This window comes from Azonexus hydrophilus, from assembly GCF_038368255.1.
In the GTDB taxonomy this organism is placed as follows: domain Bacteria; phylum Pseudomonadota; class Gammaproteobacteria; order Burkholderiales; family Rhodocyclaceae; genus Azonexus; species Azonexus hydrophilus.
Genome location: NZ_CP151406.1, coordinates 683,995 through 704,281, shown reverse-complemented (window position 1 = coordinate 704,281; position 20,287 = coordinate 683,995). Strand labels below are relative to the sequence as shown.

At 61.7% G+C, this 20,287-nt stretch carries 21 protein-coding genes and 1 tRNA gene; 5 read left to right on the top strand and 17 right to left on the bottom strand.

All coding sequences use genetic code 11. The features are described from left to right. Positions 1-257: 257 nt before the first annotated feature. The 5 genes from AADV58_RS03410 to AADV58_RS03390 all read right to left on the bottom strand — a co-directional run bounded on the left by AADV58_RS03410 (position 258) and on the right by AADV58_RS03390 (position 3,634). Positions 258-434 carry a hypothetical protein gene (locus AADV58_RS03410; RefSeq protein WP_341744092.1) on the bottom strand — a complete coding sequence of 59 codons (177 nt, stop codon included), beginning with the start codon at positions 432-434 and terminating at the stop codon, positions 258-260. Positions 435-685: 251 nt separating this feature from the next. Then, positions 686-1,321, bottom strand: coding sequence for a hypothetical protein (locus tag AADV58_RS03405; RefSeq protein WP_341744091.1), 636 nt, complete (start codon positions 1,319-1,321; stop codon positions 686-688). Positions 1,322-1,333: 12 nt separating this feature from the next. Next, positions 1,334-2,167, bottom strand: a complete 834-nt coding sequence (locus tag AADV58_RS03400) for an HD domain-containing protein (protein ID WP_341744090.1) — start codon at positions 2,165-2,167, stop codon at positions 1,334-1,336. A gap of 2 nt (positions 2,168-2,169) precedes the next feature. Further along, complete coding sequence (locus AADV58_RS03395; protein ID WP_341744089.1) at positions 2,170-3,408, bottom strand: Arm DNA-binding domain-containing protein; 1,239 nt, start codon at positions 3,406-3,408, stop codon at positions 2,170-2,172. Next, positions 3,401-3,634: a hypothetical protein gene (locus AADV58_RS03390; RefSeq protein WP_341744088.1), complete on the bottom strand. Its 234-nt coding sequence runs from the start codon at positions 3,632-3,634 to the stop codon at positions 3,401-3,403. The genes AADV58_RS03395 and AADV58_RS03390 overlap by 8 nt, the downstream gene beginning before the upstream one ends. 123 nt (positions 3,635-3,757) lie before the next feature. On the opposite strand from AADV58_RS03390, the gene AADV58_RS03385 reads away from it, so the two are divergent. Next, positions 3,758-4,012: a helix-turn-helix transcriptional regulator gene (locus tag AADV58_RS03385; protein WP_341744087.1), complete on the top strand. Its 255-nt coding sequence runs from the start codon at positions 3,758-3,760 to the stop codon at positions 4,010-4,012. A 163-nt stretch (positions 4,013-4,175) separates the two neighbouring features. On the opposite strand, the gene AADV58_RS03380 is transcribed toward AADV58_RS03385, so the two are convergent. Then, positions 4,176-4,252: transfer RNA gene (locus AADV58_RS03380), tRNA-Arg, on the bottom strand. Positions 4,253-4,351: 99 nt separating this feature from the next. On the opposite strand from AADV58_RS03380, the gene AADV58_RS03375 reads away from it, so the two are divergent. After that, the gene (locus tag AADV58_RS03375) at positions 4,352-5,224 is read left to right on the top strand and encodes an HDOD domain-containing protein (RefSeq protein ID WP_341744086.1); all 873 of its coding nucleotides are present in this window, start codon (positions 4,352-4,354) and stop codon (positions 5,222-5,224) included. Here AADV58_RS03375 and AADV58_RS03370 read toward each other — a convergent pair whose 3' ends face one another. After that, a complete protein-coding gene (locus tag AADV58_RS03370) occupies positions 5,225-5,725 on the bottom strand; it encodes a C40 family peptidase (protein WP_043421151.1) in 501 nt (166 codons plus the stop codon). Between the two features lie 61 nt (positions 5,726-5,786). On the opposite strand from AADV58_RS03370, the gene AADV58_RS03365 reads away from it, so the two are divergent. Further along, positions 5,787-7,238 carry an NAD-dependent succinate-semialdehyde dehydrogenase gene (locus AADV58_RS03365; protein ID WP_341744085.1) on the top strand — a complete coding sequence of 484 codons (1,452 nt, stop codon included), beginning with the start codon at positions 5,787-5,789 and terminating at the stop codon, positions 7,236-7,238. 28 nt (positions 7,239-7,266) lie between these two features. On the opposite strand, the gene AADV58_RS03360 is transcribed toward AADV58_RS03365, so the two are convergent. The 10 genes from AADV58_RS03360 to AADV58_RS03315 all read right to left on the bottom strand — a co-directional run bounded on the left by AADV58_RS03360 (position 7,267) and on the right by AADV58_RS03315 (position 18,629). After that, entirely contained in the window at positions 7,267-8,250 is a 984-nt protein-coding gene (locus AADV58_RS03360) for an SPFH domain-containing protein (protein WP_281981980.1), read from the bottom strand. Next, the gene (locus AADV58_RS03355; RefSeq protein ID WP_341744084.1) at positions 8,241-9,941 is read right to left on the bottom strand and encodes a GGDEF domain-containing phosphodiesterase; all 1,701 of its coding nucleotides are present in this window, start codon (positions 9,939-9,941) and stop codon (positions 8,241-8,243) included. Before AADV58_RS03355 ends, AADV58_RS03360 begins: the two co-directional genes overlap by 10 nt. Further along, positions 9,922-11,229, bottom strand: coding sequence for an HD-GYP domain-containing protein (locus AADV58_RS03350; protein WP_341744083.1), 1,308 nt, complete (start codon positions 11,227-11,229; stop codon positions 9,922-9,924). The genes AADV58_RS03355 and AADV58_RS03350 overlap by 20 nt, the downstream gene beginning before the upstream one ends. A gap of 6 nt (positions 11,230-11,235) precedes the next feature. Further along, positions 11,236-11,964, bottom strand: coding sequence for a type III pantothenate kinase (locus AADV58_RS03345; protein WP_028994774.1), 729 nt, complete (start codon positions 11,962-11,964; stop codon positions 11,236-11,238). Next, entirely contained in the window at positions 11,961-12,749 is a 789-nt protein-coding gene (locus AADV58_RS03340) for a biotin--[acetyl-CoA-carboxylase] ligase (protein ID WP_028994773.1), read from the bottom strand. Before AADV58_RS03340 ends, AADV58_RS03345 begins: the two co-directional genes overlap by 4 nt. Before the next feature lie 9 nt (positions 12,750-12,758). Then, on the bottom strand, positions 12,759-14,171 hold the full coding sequence (gene ntrC / locus AADV58_RS03335; RefSeq protein ID WP_028994772.1) for a nitrogen regulation protein NR(I): 1,413 nt from the start codon (positions 14,169-14,171) through the stop codon (positions 12,759-12,761). 47 nt (positions 14,172-14,218) lie between these two features. Then, positions 14,219-15,280: a nitrogen regulation protein NR(II) gene (glnL, locus tag AADV58_RS03330; protein ID WP_043421147.1), complete on the bottom strand. Its 1,062-nt coding sequence runs from the start codon at positions 15,278-15,280 to the stop codon at positions 14,219-14,221. A 21-nt stretch (positions 15,281-15,301) separates the two neighbouring features. Next, positions 15,302-15,748, bottom strand: coding sequence for a DUF4124 domain-containing protein (locus tag AADV58_RS03325; RefSeq protein WP_028994770.1), 447 nt, complete (start codon positions 15,746-15,748; stop codon positions 15,302-15,304). Positions 15,749-15,859: 111 nt separating this feature from the next. Then, the gene (gene glnA / locus AADV58_RS03320; protein WP_028994769.1) at positions 15,860-17,275 is read right to left on the bottom strand and encodes a type I glutamate--ammonia ligase; all 1,416 of its coding nucleotides are present in this window, start codon (positions 17,273-17,275) and stop codon (positions 15,860-15,862) included. Between the two features lie 190 nt (positions 17,276-17,465). After that, positions 17,466-18,629: a cation diffusion facilitator family transporter gene (locus AADV58_RS03315; RefSeq protein WP_281981967.1), complete on the bottom strand. Its 1,164-nt coding sequence runs from the start codon at positions 18,627-18,629 to the stop codon at positions 17,466-17,468. Positions 18,630-18,675: 46 nt separating this feature from the next. On the opposite strand from AADV58_RS03315, the gene AADV58_RS03310 reads away from it, so the two are divergent. Together AADV58_RS03310 and nadA are read left to right on the top strand one after the other, a co-directional pair. Further along, on the top strand, positions 18,676-19,128 hold the full coding sequence (locus AADV58_RS03310) for a rhodanese-like domain-containing protein (RefSeq protein WP_281981966.1): 453 nt from the start codon (positions 18,676-18,678) through the stop codon (positions 19,126-19,128). Between the two features lie 60 nt (positions 19,129-19,188). Next, on the top strand, positions 19,189-20,286 hold the full coding sequence (gene nadA / locus AADV58_RS03305; RefSeq protein WP_341744082.1) for a quinolinate synthase NadA: 1,098 nt from the start codon (positions 19,189-19,191) through the stop codon (positions 20,284-20,286). Position 20,287: the final 1 nt, after the last annotated feature.

Genomic DNA, 20,287 nt, shown 5'->3' with positions numbered 1-20,287 from the left:
CCATCAGTTGCCGAGTGGCAGCTAATCATCACATTGCTGTCTGATCCTTAGCGCTGAAGCAAGGTCGGCTTTGGCCGAGGTGCGGTAGTACGAGCATAGCTCCGAACGACCGCTCGACTCAGTAACCTGTCATTGCTGTGCGCGGCAGATGAAGGTCCAGATTAGGTCGAAAGCACTGGACAGCAGTCATCGCAAGTACCCCTCAAAGGCCGGTACGATTCACTCTTGTGAAGTTCGGCACCGACCAGCGATCGAAATCATGGTCCAACTGAGATCGAAACATCATCACCTTCAAAATAGAGTTCCAAAGCCTGCTGGAGATTCGACAGCGCTTCTTGTTCGGTCACTCCGTCGCTTGCTACCTCGACATCGAGGCAACGGGCAACAAAGACATCTTCTTCCGCGACAACCGAAACTTTCAGCACTCTGTTCATGACTACGACTCTCACAAAAACTGGCATCTAGCCCAAGGACATGATCTGTTAATCATGAAAATGGCCCCCGGGTTGCGGGGACCTTCTCTCACCTACGCCAGGATCGAAGCACAAGCCAAGCAAGCAGCCTTAATGGTGCAAAGTACCCAACGGCGCCATCCTGCATTGCATGAAGAAATGCTCTCGCTGGTGTACCACTCGCACTCACGGACCGCGGATTTAATCGATTCCACTCGGCGAGGTAACGCGACTTAAACGATAATTCCATACCCTTCCTCCTTCATCGCAGGATTGGCTGCCGACAGACACTGAGCAATATTGCGCTGCACCCGGACATACCCTTGCAGGGTTTGGTATCGTGCAACGGTTATGGCGTTGCCAGGCTTGAACTCGATCGCCAAACAAATTTCCGCGTTACAGCTCGTCCAATACACTCGATCACCGGTCGCCAGACTAATCAGATCACCATTCACTGTCTCCACGAAATGAGGCAGTGCATGCAGTTCATCCCAGAGTTTTCCCTGCTGTTCTCGTGTTGCGTACTCTACCCCGATGGCTGGAAATTCCGCAGGTTGCGGCTTAACCCGCCCTCCGTACTTGCGATAAAACCACGGCGTGCCAAGCAACAAGAATCCACCGGCAATCAGCACTAAAGGGAAGACCATGAAACTCGCGAAACTCCGACTGAAGTGGTCGTAGACCAGCCAGTTTCCCCCAACCATTAGTGCAACAGCCGCTACGCTGCTAACGAATGCTCGTCGTTTGGCGGCTCGATTCACCGCATCTTCATATTCAGTTAGCGCTCGCACTAGCAAGAAGAGCACAGCAGCCAAAGCAAATAGGATTCCCCAGGAAAATGCCTGCTCATCAAGAATCGTTGAAGCCATCTTTTGTCCCTCCTAGCTACCGAAAGCTGGGGACACCGCTTCGTTGGTTAAACGATCGGCAGTGGCCAACAAGGTTGCCTCTATAGAGAGGCCGCTTCTCGATTCATAGGTACGCCGAGCAATCAGTGCGTGCACCAAGGCGAGGTATTGGGCATCTGACACAATGACCCGGCTCCTGGCAACTGCCAACCACTCAAGGATCGTGTTCTGATAACCAATCCAGTAACCACGATCAGAGAGGACATAACCTTCGGCAGACAGACGGTAGTCATCAGCTTTCCCAGCATCGTGCAGTAATGCAGCTGCAATCAGGACTTGATTCGAGATATCTGGAAGCCCGCGGGTAAGTACGGCAGCCTTTTCTGTCACAGCCACCGCGTGTTTGAAGTTTCGTCCGGGCGCCCACGGGTAATCACTCGAACCCAAGGGCCCAGTGATGTAGCGGTAGAAACGCCCTCCATCCCACATCACCGCATTGAACAGATGTTGCAGTGACCTCCCCATCTGGCTCCAGAGTACCGCAGCCTTCTGCACAAGAACTCGATCGGGGCACCAGGCAACGGGAACGGTCTGGAATGGATTTACGGCCGAAATAGGCTTATCAATCAACTCAACACGGCTGACAGGAAGTCGACCATTTTCCAGCTGGCTCGTACATGCGCCACGCAGTGCCACACAGCAGCCCCGCTTAAGACGGCTATCGACATGACTTGACGTCCAGACTGCTGTGATCTGCGCATCGTCATGATAAAGAACTGCCTCGTTCAAAATCTCGCGGCTGCCTTTCAGCGGCAGGCGCACAAGGCTGACCAGGCGAAAGTAGGTTGGAAACGTATTGGTTTGCATGGTCAGGCTCCTTGCACAAAATTGGTAGTCACTTCAGCGCCAAGATTGGCGGCAAGCAGGCGTTCAATGGCAGAGCCATCGCGCCGCGTCAGATTTGGGACGTAACGCGAATAGACGCGAAACAGCATTTCCGTCGTGGTATGCCCCAATTGCCGAGCAATCCACTCTGGGTTCTCCCCTGCAGCCAGCCAAAGGGTCGCAGCGGTATGCCGACACTGATAGGGCCGCCGGACCTTCAAACCAAGGTGGCGCAGTAATGGCTTCCAGACACGGTTGTTGACGTTTTTGTAGTCGAGCGGGAGCCCCTCCCGATTGCAAAACACGAAACCGGAAATGTTGCGCGTGCTCTTCTCTTGCTCCTTCAGCGCGTCGAAAACCACTTGTGACATCTGGATCTCGCGCTGCGACGAATCGGTCTTGGTGTAGGTTTCTTCACCGCCGACGACCGTTTCCCGAACCAGAATTAAACGCCGCTCGAAGTCGACATATTTCCACTTCAAACCATGAACTTCACCGCTACGCATGCCGGTGAAAAACCGAACGGTGAAGTAGTGTTTGAAATCGGCACGAACCGTACCGATGATCGTTTTCACTTCTTCAAGGGAAAATGGATCGACATCAGTCCGTTTGACCTTGAGCTGTTTAATGTTCTGGAACGGCGTGCGAAAATTGAAGCGGTCGGCGGCTTCGCAGAGGATTTGCCGCAGCGGATTCAATATCTTGTTGATACGCGGGTTAGACAGCGTAACTTCCTTGCCCCGTGCCTGAACTTTGGCGAGATCTGCACGGAACGCAAGAATGTCAGCCTTGGTGATACCGCCGACCGCTTTATCTCCGAATTGGGGAATCAGCCTCTTGTCGATGTCATCGCGCACCGTCTTCTTATGAGAGGTTCGCCACTCGATCTCTTTTTCCGAGTACCAGACTTCCACGAAGTCTGCGAATCGTGGAGTCGGTACAACAAGCCCCGTACCGCTCGCAACTCCACCCTCTGTCGGCAAATGGGCAACCGGGTTCGACACTTGATCGAACTTCGCCGCATTCTTGCTTGAGGGGAAAAACTGCCGGTAGTCGAAGGTGCCGCTATTGATGGCCTCCTCAATCTTCTCAAGCACCTTGCCCAATCGCTTCCGGTTAGCAGCGGTATCGGTCAGCGCAGTTTGTTCGCGGCAGCGCTGACCTTGGAAGTAAAAATCGACAATCAGCAGCCCAGTCTCTTTCCGCTTCTGAATACTAGCCATGACAGATCCCCCCGTTTGCCATGGGAATACCAAACCCAGGCGCAGCGATGCGGCCCATGTCTTCCTCGATTTTTTCCCAAATAAACAGAATCTTTCGACCACCAAAAGGGCGGATGTAATGCACGCCCTCATGCAAGACGCTGTCTTTCAGGCGATCACGAATAGTGCGGGAATCGTATTTGATCCGAGCAGATAGCTCATCAGTTGTAAGGTAGGTCAGTGACATCTTGGATACTCCTCGATTGTTTAGAAGAACGTTGGTTTGTCTATGCATATCAACGTAAAACTAATTTAACACAACCTTTATCCGATGCAAGCCTATTTTTTCTTCTGTTAAACTAAGCAAACAATGATTCGCTACCGCATACAAGAATTACTCGCTGAGAAGCAGTTCAAGGAAGGGAGACGCGTCACCCTTATAGAGCTGGCAGAAGCCACTGGCATCAGTCGGGTCACCCTGTCGAAGATGGTCAATCAGCGCGGCTATGGCACGCTGACAGACCATCTCGACAAGTTGTGCGCGTTTTTTGGGTGTCGAATCGAGCAATTGGCGGAATACATTCCCGACAGCGAGGTCGTGGAGAAGTCGGGAAATGACAAATAACCCGTGCGTGACTGGAAGTAACAGTCACTGCATGCAGTAGTCGAATCGAGAATCTGCGAGATCGTTCGCAAGGAACGTAGTCACATACTGGTCGCAGAATAGTCACAGTATGGTCACAAAAGAAAAACGGGCTAGGTGTCGATCACCTAACCCGTTGATATCTTGGCCCGCCCGGCGCGATTCGAACGCACGACCCCTGCCTTCGGAGGGCAGTACTCTATCCAGCTGAGCTACGGGCGGAAAATGAGTGCGGATTCTACTCCTTAGTGCCCCCTTGCGTCCATGGCAGGCGATCGAATATGCTATCGGTAAATAACTTAAATGACAAAAACAAAACATATGGCACACAACAAGACTTATGAACTCAGTCATGACGACCTGAACAAGGTCATGGCTTCGGTCGATATCCCGGTTTGCCCCGGCGTCCTGACCGAGGCGATGAGTGAAGCGCAGAAGGATGAACCGGATATCCGCCGCCTGGCCGACATCATCACCGCCGACCCCGGGATGTCGGCGGCGGCGCTGAAGCTGGCCAATTCGCCGCTGTACGGTAGCGGCCGGGCGGTTTCGAGCGTGCGCAATGCTGTCGAGCGACTGGGGACGAAAAATATTGTCTGCGTCGTGGTGGCTTCGGCCCTGCGCGCCAGCATCACCGGCCTGCCGGCGGCCTGGCTGGAGCAGTTCTGGCGGCGCACCAGCATGATGGCCCTGGCCGCCAGCCTGATCGCCCGCCGGCTGTACGGGATTTCACCGGATGCCGCTTACACCTACACGCTGTTCCACGACGCGGCGATTCCGCTGATGATGAAGCGCTTCCCCAATTACGGCGAAGTGCTCGAGAAATGCGAGCGTGAAGGCATGCTGCTGGAACAGGCGGAAGCCCAGTTCTTCCCCTGCACACACCCGATCGTCGGCTCGCTGCTGGTCCGCAACTGGGGATTGCCGCCGATTCTCGGCCAGGCCATCCGTTTCCATCACGAACCGGATGCCTACGACCTGCCGGATCGCACGCTGCCCGGCGGCGCGCTGTCGTTCATCGCGGTGACCCAGGTGGCCGAGCACCTGCTGGCGGAAATCCAGCAAGGGGAAGACCTCGAGGTCGGCAGCGCGTTGTTCGAACGGGCAATCGACTATCTGGGAATTTCACCGGACGACCTCGACCGTCTTCGCCAGCAGGTCAATGCCGCCATCGAGGACGCCAGCCTGGCCTGATCAATCGAGCAGCGTCCGCGCCGCCTCGTAGCGTTGTGCGAAATAGCTGCTGCTCATGTTTTCGATGCGCACCCGGCCATTGGTCGAGGGCGCGTGGATGAAGCGGCCGTCGCCGATGTACAGGCCGACGTGGGAAAACGGCCGGTTCATCGTATTGAAGAAGACCAGATCACCCGGACGCAATTGCTCGCGCGGTACAGGCCGCCCCTGGCGGGCGATGTCGGCGGCACTGCCCTGAACCCGGCGCCCGGTGGCCTGGTCGAAGATGTAGCTGACCATGCCGCTGCAGTCGAGGCCAGCTTCGGGATTCTTGCCGCCGAAGCGGTAGCCGGTATCGATCAAGGACATCGCGTACATCACCACCTCGGCGGCCTCGCCGCTGACCGCCCGGGGCGGCTGGGTTATAGTTCCCCTGCCGTCGGCGCTGCGCGGCAGCGGGCTGCCGCAGGCGCTCAGGAGTAGCGCGGAGATCAGCAGCAGGCAGGAAAGGGACTGGCGCATTATTAAGGTCATTTCTTGAAGTTATTTATAACTTAACGTTTTTACAGGATTTTTCAAGCCCATGAACTTGCAGAACATGAATCTACTCCGTACGACCAACCTGATCGGCGGGCAATGGATCCCTGCCGACGACGGCCAGACCCTGACCGTTGTCGATCCGGCGGACGGCCGGGAGATCGGCCGCGTGCCCCGCTGCGGCGCCGCCGAAACGCAGCGCGCCATCGCCGCGGCCGACGCCGCCCTGCCGGCCTGGCGGGCGCTCACGGCACGCCGCCGGGCGCAGTTGCTGCAGGCCTGGAACAAGCTGATCCTCGACCATGCCGACGACCTCGCCACCCTGATCACCGCCGAAGGCGGCAAACCGCTGGCCGAAGCCAAGGGCGAGGCCATTTATGGCGCGTCCTTCGTCGAATGGTTTGCCGAGGAGGCCAAGCGCACCTACGGCGAGAGCATTCCCAGCCCGGCGTCTAACACCCGCCTGCTGGTGGTCAAGCAACCGGTCGGCGTCTGTGCCGCGATCACGCCGTGGAATTTCCCGCTGGCGATGATCACCCGCAAGGTGGCGCCGGCCCTGGCCGCCGGCTGCACGGTCGTCGTCAAACCGGCCGAGTCGACGCCGCTGACCGCCCTGGCGCTGGCCGTTCTGGCCGAACAGGCCGGCTTCCCGGCCGGCGTGTTCAACGTGGTCACCGGCAATCCGGTGGCCATCGGCAATGAACTGTGCGCCAGCCCCATCGTCCGCAAGCTGTCGTTTACCGGCTCGACCGCCGTCGGCCGCCTGCTGATGGCCCAGTGCGCACCGACCATCAAGAAACTGTCGCTGGAGCTGGGCGGCAACGCTCCCTTCATCGTCTTCGACGACGCCGATGTCGATGCCGCCGTCGACGGCGCGATTGCCGCCAAGTACCGCAATACCGGCCAGACCTGCGTCTGCGCCAACCGCTTCCTGGTGCAATCGGGCATCTACGAGGAATTCGCCCGCAAGCTGGCCGAACGCAGCCGGACGCTGAAAGTCGGCGCCGGCACCGAGAGCGGCGTCGCCCAGGGACCGCTGATCAACGCCGCCGGCCTGGCCAAGGTCGAAGCCCACGTCGCCGATGCACTCGCCAAGGGCGCCCGCGTGCTCTGCGGCGGCGCCCGCCACGAGCGCGGCGGCAACTTCTTCCAGCCGACCGTGCTGGCCGATGTCAGCCGCGACATGCTGGTCGCCCGCGAGGAAACCTTCGGCCCGCTGGCCCCGCTGTTCCGCTTCGAAACCGAGGAAGAAGCCGTGGCCATGGCCAACGATACCGAATTCGGTCTGGCCGCCTATTTCTTCACCCGCGACATCGGCCGCAGCTGGCGCGTCGGCGAGGCACTCGAATACGGCATGGTCGGCGTCAACACCGGGATGATCTCGAACGAGGTCGCGCCCTTCGGCGGCATCAAGCAGTCGGGGGTCGGCCGCGAAGGCTCGAAGTACGGGATCGAGGAATACCTCGAAGTGAAATACCTCTGCTTCGACGTCCGCTGAACGCTGGCCGGGATCGCCCGATCCCGGCTCAGCCGAGTTTCTTCAGCAGTTCTTCCTTCTTGGCGTCGAACTCGGCCTGGCTCAGCACGCCCTTGCCGACCAGGGTGTGCAGCTTTTCCAGCGTCGCCACGATTTCGTCAGCGCCCGCGGCAGCGGCCGGCGCTGTTGCGCCACCGACGCTCTGACCGATCATCTGGCCGAAACCGAAACCCGCCCCCAGCGCAGCCAGACCGCCTTCGTTGCGGGCGGCGTCGGGAATGCTGCTGGCCACCTGGTATTGGGTGTAGCGCTGCAGGTCGCCGAGCATGCCCATGCTGATGCGCTGATCCAGCGTTTTCTGCAGCTCGTCGGGCAGGGAAAAGTTCTGCACGACCAGGGACTCGAGTTCCAGCCCGAGTTCGGCAAACATCGGCGCAGCCCGCTCGCGCATCGCCTTGGCGAGTGCATCCTGATTGGCTGCCAGATCAAGGAAGGGAATGCCCGATTCGGCAAACAGTGTCGTCAGCCCGGCGACCAGGGTGTTGCGTAACTGTCCTTCGAGATCGTCGCGGCCGTAATGCTCGCGCGTGCCCGACACCTTCTGGTGGAAACGCAACGGATCGCTCAGCCGGTAGGCGTAGATGCCGTAGGCGCGCAGGCGAACGGCACCAAACTCGGCATCGCGGATGACGATGGGCGTTGCCGTGCCCCAGGTCCGGTCGAGTTGCAGACGGGTCGAGAAGAAATAGACATCGCTCTTGAACGGCGAGGCGAACAGCTTGTCCCAGTGGCGCAGGTTGGTCAGCAACGGCAGGGTGGCCGTACTCAGGCGATGGCGGCCGGGACCGAAGACATCGGCCACCTGCCCCTCGTCGACAAACAGCGCGAGTTGCGACTCACGTACCGTCAGGCTGGCGCCGTTCTGGATTTCGTTGTCGCGCATTGGGTAGCGCCAGGCCAGCGTACCGTCGTCACTCTCGGTCCATTCGAGGATATCGATGAACTGCTTCTTGATGAATCCGGTCAATGACATCCCTTTTCCCCCTGCGTCCGGTACCAGTCGATGAATTCAGCCAGCTGCATCGCCTGTCCGTAAAGATAGCCCTGTGCGGCCTTGCAGCCAAGGGCCAGTAACTGGTTGCGCTGCTTTTCATCCTCGACGCCTTCGGCCAGCGGCACCATGCCCAGGTCGCGCGCCAGATCGACGATGGTACTGACCACGCGCAGGCTGTCGGCCGAATTGAGCATGGCCTCAATGAATGACTGGTCGATCTTGATCTCGTTCATCGGCAAGCTGACCAGATAGCTCAGCGACGAATAGCCGGTGCCAAAGTCGTCGAGCGCCAGGCGGCAACCGAGCGCCCGGATGCGGTTCATGATCGCCAGCCCCTTTTCGCGCTCGAGCAGCAAGGCCGATTCGGTCAGTTCGAAGGTGAAGCGTTGACCGGGCAGCTTCCAGGTTTCCAGGCATTGCCCCAGCAATTCCGGCAAATCCTCGTCGCCCATGTCGCCGACCGTCAGGTTGACCGACAGGCTGATGTTCACGCCGGCGGCTTCGAGTTCACTGGCAATACGCATGGCGGCACGCAGCAGCCAGTCGGTATACAAGGTCCGCCAGCCGTTTTCCTCGATCATCCGGATCGCCGCCGGCGGCGCTACCCAGGCACCATCGCTGCCACGCCAGCGCAGCAGCAATTCCGCTCCCGTACATCGCCCGTTCTGCAAGTCGACCTGGGGCTGGAGATAGAGGGTCAGCGCGTCCTGCTGCAGCGCCTGATGCAAGGCATCGACCTGGCGGTAACGTAACTGCCAGTCCTCACCGAGGCTGGTCTCGAACCAGGCAAACGATTGCTGCCGGCTGCCAGCCGCCCAGCGCGCCAGGCGGGCGGCGTGCAGCGCCCCTTCGGGATCGAGCGCATGCTCGGGGAGCATGGCGGCGCCGATGGTGGCACGCACCATGATGCTCGCCCCGCTGAACAGACTGACCGGCTCGGTGAACATCTGCCCGATATGGGCAGCCGCCAGCGCCGGCTGGGACAGACTGTGGACATCCGGCAGGACGACCAGCCATTCGCCCTCGCGCCCGGCGAACACCTTGTCTTCGACCCGCAGGCGGTCGGCGATCCGCGCCGCCAGCATTGACGGCAAGCGCTGCAGGTCGTTGGCCGCCAGGTAATTGAAGGAATCGCGATTGACCACTGAAATCGACAACAGGCCGACCTGACGGTCCGCCCCCTGCAGTTCACGCAAATAGCGCAGGGCGGCCAGCTCGCCCGGGATGCCGGCGGCGTCCATGCGCGCTTCCTCGCCCAACTCGATGGCACAACTGACGGCGGCAATGACCGCCCGCCGCAAGCAGGCAAACAGGGCCAGCACGACCCGACCGACACTTTCCCGCTCGCCCAGCAACTCGTCTTCACAACGCGCGACAAAGGCGAAGAACAGGTGAAGTATCTCGACCAGCGCATAACCGCGCCCTTGCAGACCATGCCAGTCACGCACCCAAGCCTGCTGCCACAGCGGATCGGCCAGCGATACCGGCAGGTTCTCGCTCAGTTCGAGAAAGGCGAGCAGGACGGCATCGTCGGCCACGGCCGGCCGCATTTCCCGGACCGCCATGCGCCAGATGTCGGCCAGCCCGGACAGCGACACCAGATCCTCGGCGCTCAACCCGAACGCCTGAAAGTCGATATAACCCGCGTCCTTATCCGAGATAGTAGTCATGGGCAGACAAACCATAAGCGTCATTGGGCAGGGCGCGGACGATACGCACCGAAGTGCGTTCCGGATCGCGCAGGTCGATCACCTGATAACTGCGCACCGGCACCTTGTCGGCATCCAGCATCAGCAGGATGCGCGGGCGTGAGCGCTGGACGCGATTCTGCTGGATGACCACGCCGACATCGCCGCTATTGAGTTCGACCAGCGTACCGACCGGGTACAGCCCGACGCACTGGACGAATTGCTCCATCAGCACCGGGTTGAACTGCCGGTCGCGCAACTTGAACAATTCCTCCAGCGCCTGCTGGTGGCCGATGGCATCCCGGTAGGGCTTGTTGCGCAGCATCGCGCAGAAGGAATCGACCAGACCGGCAATCTCGGCCGCCAGGCCGATCTTCTCCAGCGCCAGGCCTTGCGGATAACCGCTACCGTCCCAGCGCTCGTGGTGGCGGGAAACGATCTGCAGCACCTCGGCCGGCAGATTGACCTGCTGCATCAGGATTTCCAGCGAACTGGCCACATGCGACTGGATCAGGTGGCGTTCTTCGTCATTGAGCGCATCGGTCTTGGCCAGCAACTCCGGCGGTACCTGGGTCTTGCCCACATCCTGCAGCAGGCCGGCGATCCCCAGCTCCAGCAGGCGCTGGCCGCGCCAGCCGATATGGCCGCCGAGCAACAGGGCATGAACCGTGACGTCCATGGCGTGATCGAAACTGTAGTCGTCCAGACTTTTCAGGCGCAGCAGCCACATCACCGCATCCGGGTTGCGCTGCAGGCTGCCGGCGACATCGCGCACGCCTTCCCGCACATTGGCGAAATCGAAGTGCTTTTCGGCCGTCACATGCTGGAAGGTCTTCTGCAGGGACTGCAGCAGGGCATCGTAGCGCGGCTCGACATAACTCAGTTCGCGACTCAGCGACTGAACATGGGCATCGCCCTCCTGGCCGTGCAAAAAATCCAGGAAGCGGCGCCGCCGCTGTTGCCGTTCGACCTGTTCGGCCGAGAACAAGGGACGTCGGCGCGCGGCACTCTGCTCTTCCTCTGCGGGCTTCTGTACCAGTGGAGCAGACTTCAGCGGGCGATCCAGGCGCGATTTGGGTGCGGCGTAGTGTTCGTTCAGCGAACGCGTGCGATCGATCTGGACAAAGCGGCATTTCTGCCGGAACAGATCGACCTGATCCGGCGAGGAAATGATGAAGCCCTGCAGGGCAAACGGAAAATCCGTCCACGGGCAGTCCGGTTCGACGATGAACATGCCGATCTTGAGTTCGGCAACCGGAATGATTTCCATGGGCAGTCAGCTCTCGGGAGACGTTTCGTCGGCCAGCACTTTCAGACCGAGTAGGGGAAGATTGTCCGCCTGCCGGCACGGCATGACAAGATGCTTTGTCAGCAAGGCCGCGTTGCCACCGGAAATCAGGCAAACCCGCTCGGCGCCGGGCAAGCGCGCCCAGGCACGCTCGATGGCGCCGACCTGCGCCTCGATTGCCCCACTGACAATGGCATCATCGGTCGATTGCGGCCAGTCCTGCCGCTGCCCGGTGGCAAACGGCAGTGCCGCCGTATTCCTGGCCAGCGCCGACAGCATCAGTTGCTGTCCGGGCAGGATCAGGCCGCCGAGGAAATGCCCCGAGGCATCGAGGCTGTCGACGGTGGTGGCGGTACCGGCCATGACCACCAGCAAGGCACCTGGAAGGAGCGAACGGGCACCGATCAGCGCACACCAGCGATCAACGCCCAGCTGCCCCGGGTTCCGGTAGCCGTTGCGCACCCCGCCGGCCGCGGCCGTCGAGGTGATTACGGTCAGCTTGGTCGACCACGCCCCCAGCGCCTGCCGGATCGCCTGTTCGGCAGCGGCGCCGGCGACGTTGGCCAGCATGATGCGCGCCGGCATCGGCCAGTCCGTCGTCAGGCGTGCCAGGTCCGCACAATCGGCATGGTCGAGTGCGCCCTCATGCAGCCAGCGAGCATCGCCCCAGAGACCGAATTTGATGCGGCTGTTGCCGCTGTCGAGACAGAGGATCATGCGGCACGCAGACTGAGGTCGCCGGCCAGGATGCGCGACAGGCCGGCAGCCGTCTCGAGCAGCAGCGCGCCGTCGTCGTCGACCCCGCGACAGACGCCAACCAACGGCACTTCGCCCTCGCCGAGCAACTGCACCGGGCGGTCCTGCCAGGCGTGCCAGGCGAGCCAGTCGTCTTTCAGCGCCGCGAAGCCGGCCTGGGCAAAGCGGTCAAGCACATCAAGCAGGGCCCGCAGCAGCGCCGCCAGCATGTCATGTCGTTCCGGGACGCGCGCCATGGCCTGGCTCAGGCCGGCCACCGCTTGCGGAAAATCGCCCGCCGGCTGGGCCAGGTTGATACCGATACCGATACAGGCCTGCGTACCGCGCCGGTCGCTGGCCAGTTCGACCAGCACCCCGGCCAGCTTGGCAAAACCAGTGTCGCCGGCGAGCAGGACATCGTTGGGCCATTTCAGGCGAACGCCGTTCGCCCCCAGCGCGTCGAGCGCCTGGGCCAGCGCCACACCAACCGCCAGCGACAGACCACCGGGAACGCGCCCGGCCGGCAAGCGCCAGAGCAGGGAAAAAGTCAGGCTGTCGGCAGGCGAAGACGACCAGCTACGGCCACGCCGACCGCGGCCGGCGAGCTGCCGGTCGGCAACGACGACGGTACCGGGCGGGGCACCGAGCGCCGCCCGGCGCAGCAGTTCGCTACTGGTGGAATCGCAACTGTCGAGGGCATCGACATCGAAACGACCAGCCTGCCCGGCCAGCCGTTCCTTGAGCAGTACAGGATCGATTAAAGGCATGCGGAGATTTTACTCCGCTGCCGACTCCTTGCCGCCATCAATGCCCAGATCGGCGATCTTGCGCGTGATCGTGTTGCGCCCGATACCCAGGGCCTGCGCCGCTTCGATGCGCCGACCACCGGTATGCGTCAGCGCCCGGGAGATCAGAATGCGCTCGAAAGCCTGCGACAGCAGTCCATGGACATCCGGAACGCCGCGCGCCAGCAAGCGGTCGACTTCGCCTTCCAGCGCTTTTTCCCAGTCACCGACCAGCATCTGCGGCGGAGCCTCGCGCAATTCGCTGGGCAGGTCGCCGACCTCGACCTGCTGGCCCGGCGCCATCACGGTCAGCCAGTGGCAGAGGTTTTCCAGTTGCCGGACGTTGCCCTGGAAATCCAGGCCGCACAGGTATTTGAGCGCCGCTTCTGACAGCCGCTTGGGCTCGACACCCAACTCGCGCGCGCTCTTCTGCAGGAAATGCCGGGTCAGCAGCGGGATGTCCTCACGCCGCTCGCGCAGCGACGGCAGACGGATACGGATGACGTTCAGCCGGTGGAACAGGTCTTCGCGGAACAGGCCGTCCTTGACCCGGCTTTCGAGATTCTGGTGGGTGGCCGCGATGACGCGGACGTTGGCCTTGATCGGCGAATGTCCGCCGACGCGATAGAAGTGCCCGTCGGACAAGACGCGCAGCAGGCGGGTCTGCAGTTCGGACGGCATGTCGCCGATTTCGTCGAGGAACAGCGTACCGCCCTCGGCCTGCTCGAAACGCCCGCGCCGTTGCGCCTGGGCACCGGTAAACGCGCCGCGCTCATGGCCGAACAGTTCGGACTCGAGCAGATCCTTGGGAATCGCCGCAGTGTTGATGGCGACGAAGGGACGTTCGGCGCGCGGACTGTGCCGGTGCAGGGCACGTGCCACCAGTTCCTTGCCCGAGCCGGACTCGCCGGTAATCAGCACGGTGGCGTGCGATAGCGCCAGCCGGCCGATGGCCCGGAAGACTTCCTGCATGGCCGGCGCCTGGCCGAGAATCTCCGGTACCAGCCCCTCTTCCTCGGCCGCACCACTCTGGTGCATCGACTCGTCGATGGCGCGACGGATCAGTTCGAGCGCCTGGTCGACGTCGAAGGGCTTGGGCAGGTATTCGAACGCGCCGCCCTGAAAGGCCGCGACGGCGCTCTCCAGGTCCGAATAGGCGGTCATGATGATCACCGGCACGCCCGGATGGCGCGTCTTCACTTCCTGCAGCAGCTCCAGGCCGGACTGGCCGGGCATGCGGATATCGGACATCAGCACCTGCGGCGGTTCGCAGCCGCCCTCCAGGCTGCTGATCGCCTCGCTGGCCGAAGCGAAGCTCTCGAACGGGATGCCTTCCCGCGACAGCGTCTTCTCCAGCACCCAGCGTATCGAGCGGTCGTCGTCAACAATCCATACCGGTTTCATGTTCTCTTGCCTCTTGTATCGCGATGTCCTGCTAGCTCTAGCAAGACTCAGGCCGACTCGACCGGCAGGCGCAGGGTGAACACCGTCTCGCCGGGTCGGCTATGGCAATCGATGCTGCCTTGATGGTGCTGGATGAAATTCTGGGCAATCGTCAGGCCCAGACCGTTGCCGCCCTCGCGCCCCGAGACCAGCGGATAGAACATGCGCTCGCGGATGTCCTCGGGGATGCCCGGGCCGTTATCAATGACCTTGATTTCCATGGCCAGGCGGTAACGCTTCTTGGCCAGCGTCACCTGGCGCAGAGCACGCGTGCGCAGGATGATCTCGCCTTGCCCGGCCATCGCCTGGGCGGCGTTGCGGGCGATGTTGAGCACCGCCTGGATCAGTTGCTCGCGGTCGCCGACCAGTTCCGGCAGGCTGGTATCGTAATCGCGGCGCACCTGCAGGCTTTCGGGGAATTCCGCGCGTAGCAGGCTGCGCACCCGCTCCAGGATTTCGTGAATATTGACGGTCGCCGGCAACATCGCCCGATGCGGGGTCAGCAGGCGTTGCATCAGGTCCTGCAGGCGGTCGGCTTCCTTGATGATGACCTGGGTGTATTCCTTCAGCGACGGGTTGCCGAGTTCGTGTTCGAGCAATTGCGCTGCACCGCGGATGCCGCCCAGCGGATTCTTGATTTCGTGCGCCAGATTGCGGATCAGTTCGCGGTTGGCCTGCTGCTGCTCGATCAGGCGCTCCTCGCGGCTTGCCGCCAGGTGATGGTCGATCGGCTGCAATTCGAGCAGCAGGCGCATGCCGGCCGCGATATCGGGACGCAAGGGCGTCACCGTGCAGTTGAGGTGCAGGGTCTCGCCATCGGCCCGGCCGAGCGCGATGTTCTGGCCGGTATAACCCCAGTTGTTGTGCAGGCCGTTGTCGATGGCCGACTGCAGGGTCGACGAGCATTTGCAGACATCGCCGAGACGACGCCCGACGACGCTGCGGCTGCTGACCGCCAGCAGGTTCTCGCCGGCCGGGTTGAGATAGCGGATGGCCTGGCTGTCGTCGATCAGGAGTACCGCCGAGGCAAGCAGGTCCAGCCCGGCGAAATTGGCATGGGTGACATTCATGATTTATCCGGAGAATTCCGCTCAGCGCAGATTGGCCAGCTCCCGTTGCAGTGCCTGCAGATTGCGTTCGTGCTGGGCAACCCGGTCACGATAGGGGGCTGCACGTTCCAGACCGCCGCTGGCGGCTTCGCGCTCGGCCAGTTCCTTGCGCGCCTGATCGAGCTTGCGTTGCTCGCCGGCCAGTTCCTGCTCCAGGATGTGGCGCCGGTCGGCATCGCGGGAGCGCTGGGTGTCCTGCTGCACGCGCGGGAAATCGGCCGGTGTCGGATTGCTTGCCGCCCTGGCCGCCGGCGCACGCGGTGCGGGAACGGTATTGCGCTCTTCGCTGACGATGGCCTGGCAGTTGTTATGCACGCGGGTATTGGAAATCAGCACCCCGCCACCGGCTTCCGTACAGCGATAGATCGTCTGCGCGGAGAGCGCCATCGGGACAAGCGCGCAAATCAGGGCAAGCAGTCTACGTGTCATTGGCATGGCTCCTCGTGAACTTTGCAGTTTACTGGGTAAACGATGCGCCGGTAAAAAGGTGAACAAAAAAGGGCGGGAAAGCCCGCCCTTTTTGCATTTCACTGCAATCGATCAGCAGCTGTAGTACAGATCGAACTCGACCGGGTGCGTGGTCATGCGGATCTTGTTCACTTCTTCCATCTTCAGGGCGATGAAGGCATCGATCCAGTCGTTGGAGAAGACACCGCCACGGGTCAGGAACTCGCGATCCTTGTCCAGGTTTTCCAGGGCTTCCTCGAGCGACGCGCAGACGGTCGGGATCTTTGCATCCTCTTCCGGCGGCAGGTCGTACAGGTTCTTGTCAGCCGGATCGCCCGGGTGGATCTTGTTCTGGATACCGTCGAGGCCGGCCATCAGCAGCGCAGCGAAGCACAGGTACGGGTTGGCGATCGGATCCGGGAAGCGGGTTTCGATACGACGGGCCTTGGTCGAGGCAACAAACGGGATACGGATCGAGGCCGAACGGTTCTTGGCCGAGTAGGCCAGCTTGACCGGGGCTTCGTAGTGCGGGACCAGACGCTTGTACGAGTTGGTACCCGGGTTGGTGATCGCGTTCAGGGCCTTGGCGTGCTTGATGATGCCGCCGATGTAGTAGAGGGCCAGTTCGGACAGGCCAGCGTACTGGTCACCGGCGAACAGGTTCTTGCCGTCCTTCCAGACCGACTGGTGAACGTGCATGCCCGAGCCGTTGTCGCCAACGATCGGCTTCGGCATGAAGGTTGCCGTCTTGCCGTACTGGTGGGCGACGTTGTGGGTCACGTACTTCTGGATCTGGGTCCAGTCGGCGCGCTGAACCAGCGTGCTGAACTTGGTACCGATTTCGCACTGGCCGGCGTTGGCCACTTCGTGGTGATGCACTTCGACCGGCACGCCCAGGGATTCCAGGGTCAGGACCATGGCCGAACGGATGTCGTGCAGGCTATCGACCGGCGGAACCGGGAAGTAACCGCCCTTGACGGCCGGACGGTGACCGGTGGCGCCGTTGGCATCGTTGGTTTCGCCAGACTTCCAGGCGGCTTCGCCGGAATGGATCTTCAGCGAGCAGCCGGACATGTCGACCGACCATTCGACGCCGTCGAAGATGAAGAATTCGGGTTCCGGACCGAAGAAGGCGGTGTCGCCAATGCCGGAGGACTTCAGGTAGGCTTCGGCGCGCTTGGCGATCGAACGCGGATCGCGGTCGTAACCACGGCCATCGGCCGGATCAACGACGTCACAGGTCAGGACGACGGTGGTTTCGTCGAAGAACGGATCGACGTAGGCGGTGGACGGGTCCGGCATCAGCAGCATGTCGGAAGCCTGAATACCCTTCCAGCCGGCGATCGACGAACCGTCGAAGGCGTGACCGTTTTCAAACTTGTCTTCGTCGAAGTGCGAAATCGGCACGGTGACGTGCTGTTCCTTGCCACGGGTGTCGGTGAAACGGAAATCGACGAACTTGGCGTCGTTTTCCTTGATCATGCTGATCACGTCTTGCGGGGTTGCCATACGCGTTAGTCTCCTAAGAAAACAAGGTGCCGACCAGTGCGGCACATAACAGTAAATCGTAGCGAATCGGGTTTAGCAGAAAGCATGCCAAGCACTGGACGCCAGATTTTCCATTGTGCCACAAGGGCATGTTCAATCCGACAACAAAACCACTGCACCAAAATAATGCACCATCGCGGTGCAGGCACCGTTATGGTGCGGACAACCAGTTCAAGCGCACGCGACGCACCATCGGCAGTTCTTCAAGGCGGGCCGCCAGTCGTTGCTCGACCTCCGCCAGGGAGGCAGCATCGACTTCGGCCAGCGCCAGATACAGGTCGATCTCGATCTTGCCGGCCAGATAATGCAGGACGATCTTCCTCGGCGCCGGCAGGTCGGCGATCAGAGGCGCGATCATCGGCATCAGGGCTTCCCGCCCCGGCAGCCCGATTGCCGCCAGGTCCGGCTCGAGGTCGTCCTCGGGATCAATATGGACGAGTACGTCGAGCACTTCCGGATGCGCGCGCAAGACCCGGGCACGTGCCGACTCGGCGATGCGATGCCCTTCCGAAACGCTGATCCAAGGATCGACCTGAACATGCGCATCGACCAGCACCTGATGCGCCATGCGCCGCGTACGCAGCGCGTGCAGACCGCGCACCCCGGGCGTTGCCGTCAGGCTGTCACGGATGGCACCCAACTGGGCTTCGTCCAGACCGGTATCGATCAATTCCTTGATCGACGACCAGGCCAGCTCGGCGCCCATGCGCAGGATCATGAAACCCATCAGGGCGGCGGCAAGCAGATCGAGGAAGCCCCAGCCGAGCAGCGCCCCGCCGATACCGACCACGACCACCAGCGCCGAGGCCGCGTCGGCGCGGGTATGCAGGGCATTGGCGGTCAGCAGCTGGGAACGTTGCTGGCGGGCCACGGCGATCAGGTAACGATACAGCCCTTCCTTCGCCACCACCGTCAATACGGCGATCCAGAAAGCCAGCATCTCGACCTGTGGCAGGATCACACCCGCTTGCAGACGCATGCCGGAGTCCCACAGGATGCCGCCGCCGATCAGGATCAGCGAGACGCCCAGCGCCAGCGTGGCCGCTGTTTCGACCCGGGCATGACCGTAGGGATGCGCCCGGTCGGCCGGCACCGCGCTCTGGCGGCTGGCCCAGATGACCAGGAAGTCGGACAAGAGATCGGAAAAGGAATGCAGGCCGTGGGCAATCAGCGATTGCGAATGCGCCAGCCAGCCGACCAGCAGTTGGGCGACGGTCAGCAGCAGGTTGACGACCACGCTGATCCAGGTGGCTTTCTGCGCTGCCTCGGCCCGATCTGCCGCCGTGGCGACCGGCGGCGAATGACCGTCTCTCATGAACTCTGTCCTATACTGTAGGCCTTGATTCTAGCAGCGATCCAAGATGGGCAAACTCAGGGAAATACTCGACCTCGCGCAAACCCGCGCCCGCGACCTCGAACGCCCCTACCAGGGCGAACTGACGCCGCGCGAGGCGTTTGAAATCTGGCAGGCGGCGCCTGGCGCCCGCATCGTCGACGTCCGCACCCGTGCCGAATGGGACTGGGTCGGCCGCATCCCGGGCGCCGTCGAGATCGAATGGAACCAGTACCCGGGCGGCGTGCGCAATCCGAACTTCCTCGCCGAACTGACCCGCCAGGTCGATCCGGAAGCGCTGGTCATGTTCGTCTGCCGCAGCGGCGTGCGCTCGATCGGCGCAGCGACGGTCGCCAGCGAAAACGGCTACAACAACTGCTATAACGTCCTTGAGGGCTTCGAGGGCGACAAGGATGCCAACGGCCACCGCAACAATGTCGGCGGCTGGCGACGTGCCGGATTGCCCTGGCATCAGGGATAATTCGCCCGCTCATTTTTTTGCCTTCACGGCGCGTCGACCGCGCGATTCACCGGAAACAGCATGCACACCGCGACCATCTCCTTCGACCCGTTCAACAAACTCTCCGACGAAGCCTGCCAGGAGCGCATCCGCGCCGCCCGCGCCAAGCTCGGCAAACGCGCCGTGATCCTTGGCCACCATTACCAGCGTGCCGACGTCTATCAGCACGCCGACCTCACCGGCGATTCGCTGAAACTGTCCAAGCTGGCCGCGCAGACCGATTCCGAGTACGTGATCTTCTGCGGCGTGCATTTCATGGCCGAAGTCGCCGACATCATGACCGCGCCGCACCAGATCGCCATCTTGCCCGACCTCGCCGCCGGCTGCTCGATGGCCGACATGGCCAACCTGGCCAAGGTCGAACGCTGCTGGCGCGAGCTGGCTTCGGTGCTCAACGTCGACAACGAGGTCACGCCGGTCACCTACATCAACTCGGCGGCCGACCTGAAAGCCTTCTGCGGCGAACACGGCGGCATCGTGTGCACCTCGTCGAACGCCGGCACGATCGCCAAATGGGCCTTCGACCAGCGACCCAAGGTGCTGTTCTTCCCCGACCAGCACCTCGGCCGGTGGACCGGCCACCAGATGGGCTTCCCGATGGACGAGATGGTCGTCTGGGACCCGGACCTAGAAATGGGTGGTTTAACCGTCGAGCAGATCAAAAAGGCGAGGATCCTGCTGTGGAAGGGGCACTGCTCGGTGCACCAGATGTTCCAGAAGTCGCACATCGACGCCTTCCGCGCCAAGTACCCGGACGGCAAAGTGATCGCTCACCCCGAGTGCAATTTCGAGGTCTGCGCGGCGTCCGACTACGTCGGCTCGACCGAGCACATCGTCAAGACGATCAAGGAAGCGCCGGCCGGCACGCGCTGGCTGGTCGGCACCGAGTTGAACCTGGTCGACCGCCTGGCCAAGGAAGTGTTGCCGCAAGGCAAGATCGTCCAGTTCATGGCGACCACCGTCTGCATGTGCTCGACGATGCAGCGCATCGACCCGCAACACCTGGCGTGGACGCTGGAAAACCTGGTCGAGGGCAAGGTGGTCAACCAGATCAAGGTGCCGGAACACGAGGTCAAGTTTGCCCGCCTGGCGCTCGACCGCATGCTGGCGATCTCCTGAC

Coding starts and splice junctions, on each gene's coding strand:
- AADV58_RS03410 (WP_341744092.1), bottom strand. CDS start 434: ATGAACAGAGTGCTGAAAGTTTCGGTTGTCGCGGAAGAAGATGTCTTT.
- AADV58_RS03405 (WP_341744091.1), bottom strand. CDS start 1,321: ATGGCTTCAACGATTCTTGATGAGCAGGCATTTTCCTGGGGAATCCTA.
- AADV58_RS03400 (WP_341744090.1), bottom strand. CDS start 2,167: ATGCAAACCAATACGTTTCCAACCTACTTTCGCCTGGTCAGCCTTGTG.
- AADV58_RS03395 (WP_341744089.1), bottom strand. CDS start 3,408: ATGGCTAGTATTCAGAAGCGGAAAGAGACTGGGCTGCTGATTGTCGAT.
- AADV58_RS03390 (WP_341744088.1), bottom strand. CDS start 3,634: ATGTCACTGACCTACCTTACAACTGATGAGCTATCTGCTCGGATCAAA.
- AADV58_RS03385 (WP_341744087.1), top strand. CDS start 3,758: ATGATTCGCTACCGCATACAAGAATTACTCGCTGAGAAGCAGTTCAAG.
- AADV58_RS03375 (WP_341744086.1), top strand. CDS start 4,352: ATGGCACACAACAAGACTTATGAACTCAGTCATGACGACCTGAACAAG.
- AADV58_RS03370 (WP_043421151.1), bottom strand. CDS start 5,725: ATGCGCCAGTCCCTTTCCTGCCTGCTGCTGATCTCCGCGCTACTCCTG.
- AADV58_RS03365 (WP_341744085.1), top strand. CDS start 5,787: ATGAACTTGCAGAACATGAATCTACTCCGTACGACCAACCTGATCGGC.
- AADV58_RS03360 (WP_281981980.1), bottom strand. CDS start 8,250: ATGTCATTGACCGGATTCATCAAGAAGCAGTTCATCGATATCCTCGAA.
- AADV58_RS03355 (WP_341744084.1), bottom strand. CDS start 9,941: ATGACTACTATCTCGGATAAGGACGCGGGTTATATCGACTTTCAGGCG.
- AADV58_RS03350 (WP_341744083.1), bottom strand. CDS start 11,229: ATGGAAATCATTCCGGTTGCCGAACTCAAGATCGGCATGTTCATCGTC.
- AADV58_RS03345 (WP_028994774.1), bottom strand. CDS start 11,964: ATGATCCTCTGTCTCGACAGCGGCAACAGCCGCATCAAATTCGGTCTC.
- AADV58_RS03340 (WP_028994773.1), bottom strand. CDS start 12,749: ATGCCTTTAATCGATCCTGTACTGCTCAAGGAACGGCTGGCCGGGCAG.
- ntrC (WP_028994772.1), bottom strand. CDS start 14,171: ATGAAACCGGTATGGATTGTTGACGACGACCGCTCGATACGCTGGGTG.
- glnL (WP_043421147.1), bottom strand. CDS start 15,280: ATGAATGTCACCCATGCCAATTTCGCCGGGCTGGACCTGCTTGCCTCG.
- AADV58_RS03325 (WP_028994770.1), bottom strand. CDS start 15,748: ATGACACGTAGACTGCTTGCCCTGATTTGCGCGCTTGTCCCGATGGCG.
- glnA (WP_028994769.1), bottom strand. CDS start 17,275: ATGGCAACCCCGCAAGACGTGATCAGCATGATCAAGGAAAACGACGCC.
- AADV58_RS03315 (WP_281981967.1), bottom strand. CDS start 18,629: ATGAGAGACGGTCATTCGCCGCCGGTCGCCACGGCGGCAGATCGGGCC.
- AADV58_RS03310 (WP_281981966.1), top strand. CDS start 18,676: ATGGGCAAACTCAGGGAAATACTCGACCTCGCGCAAACCCGCGCCCGC.
- nadA (WP_341744082.1), top strand. CDS start 19,189: ATGCACACCGCGACCATCTCCTTCGACCCGTTCAACAAACTCTCCGAC.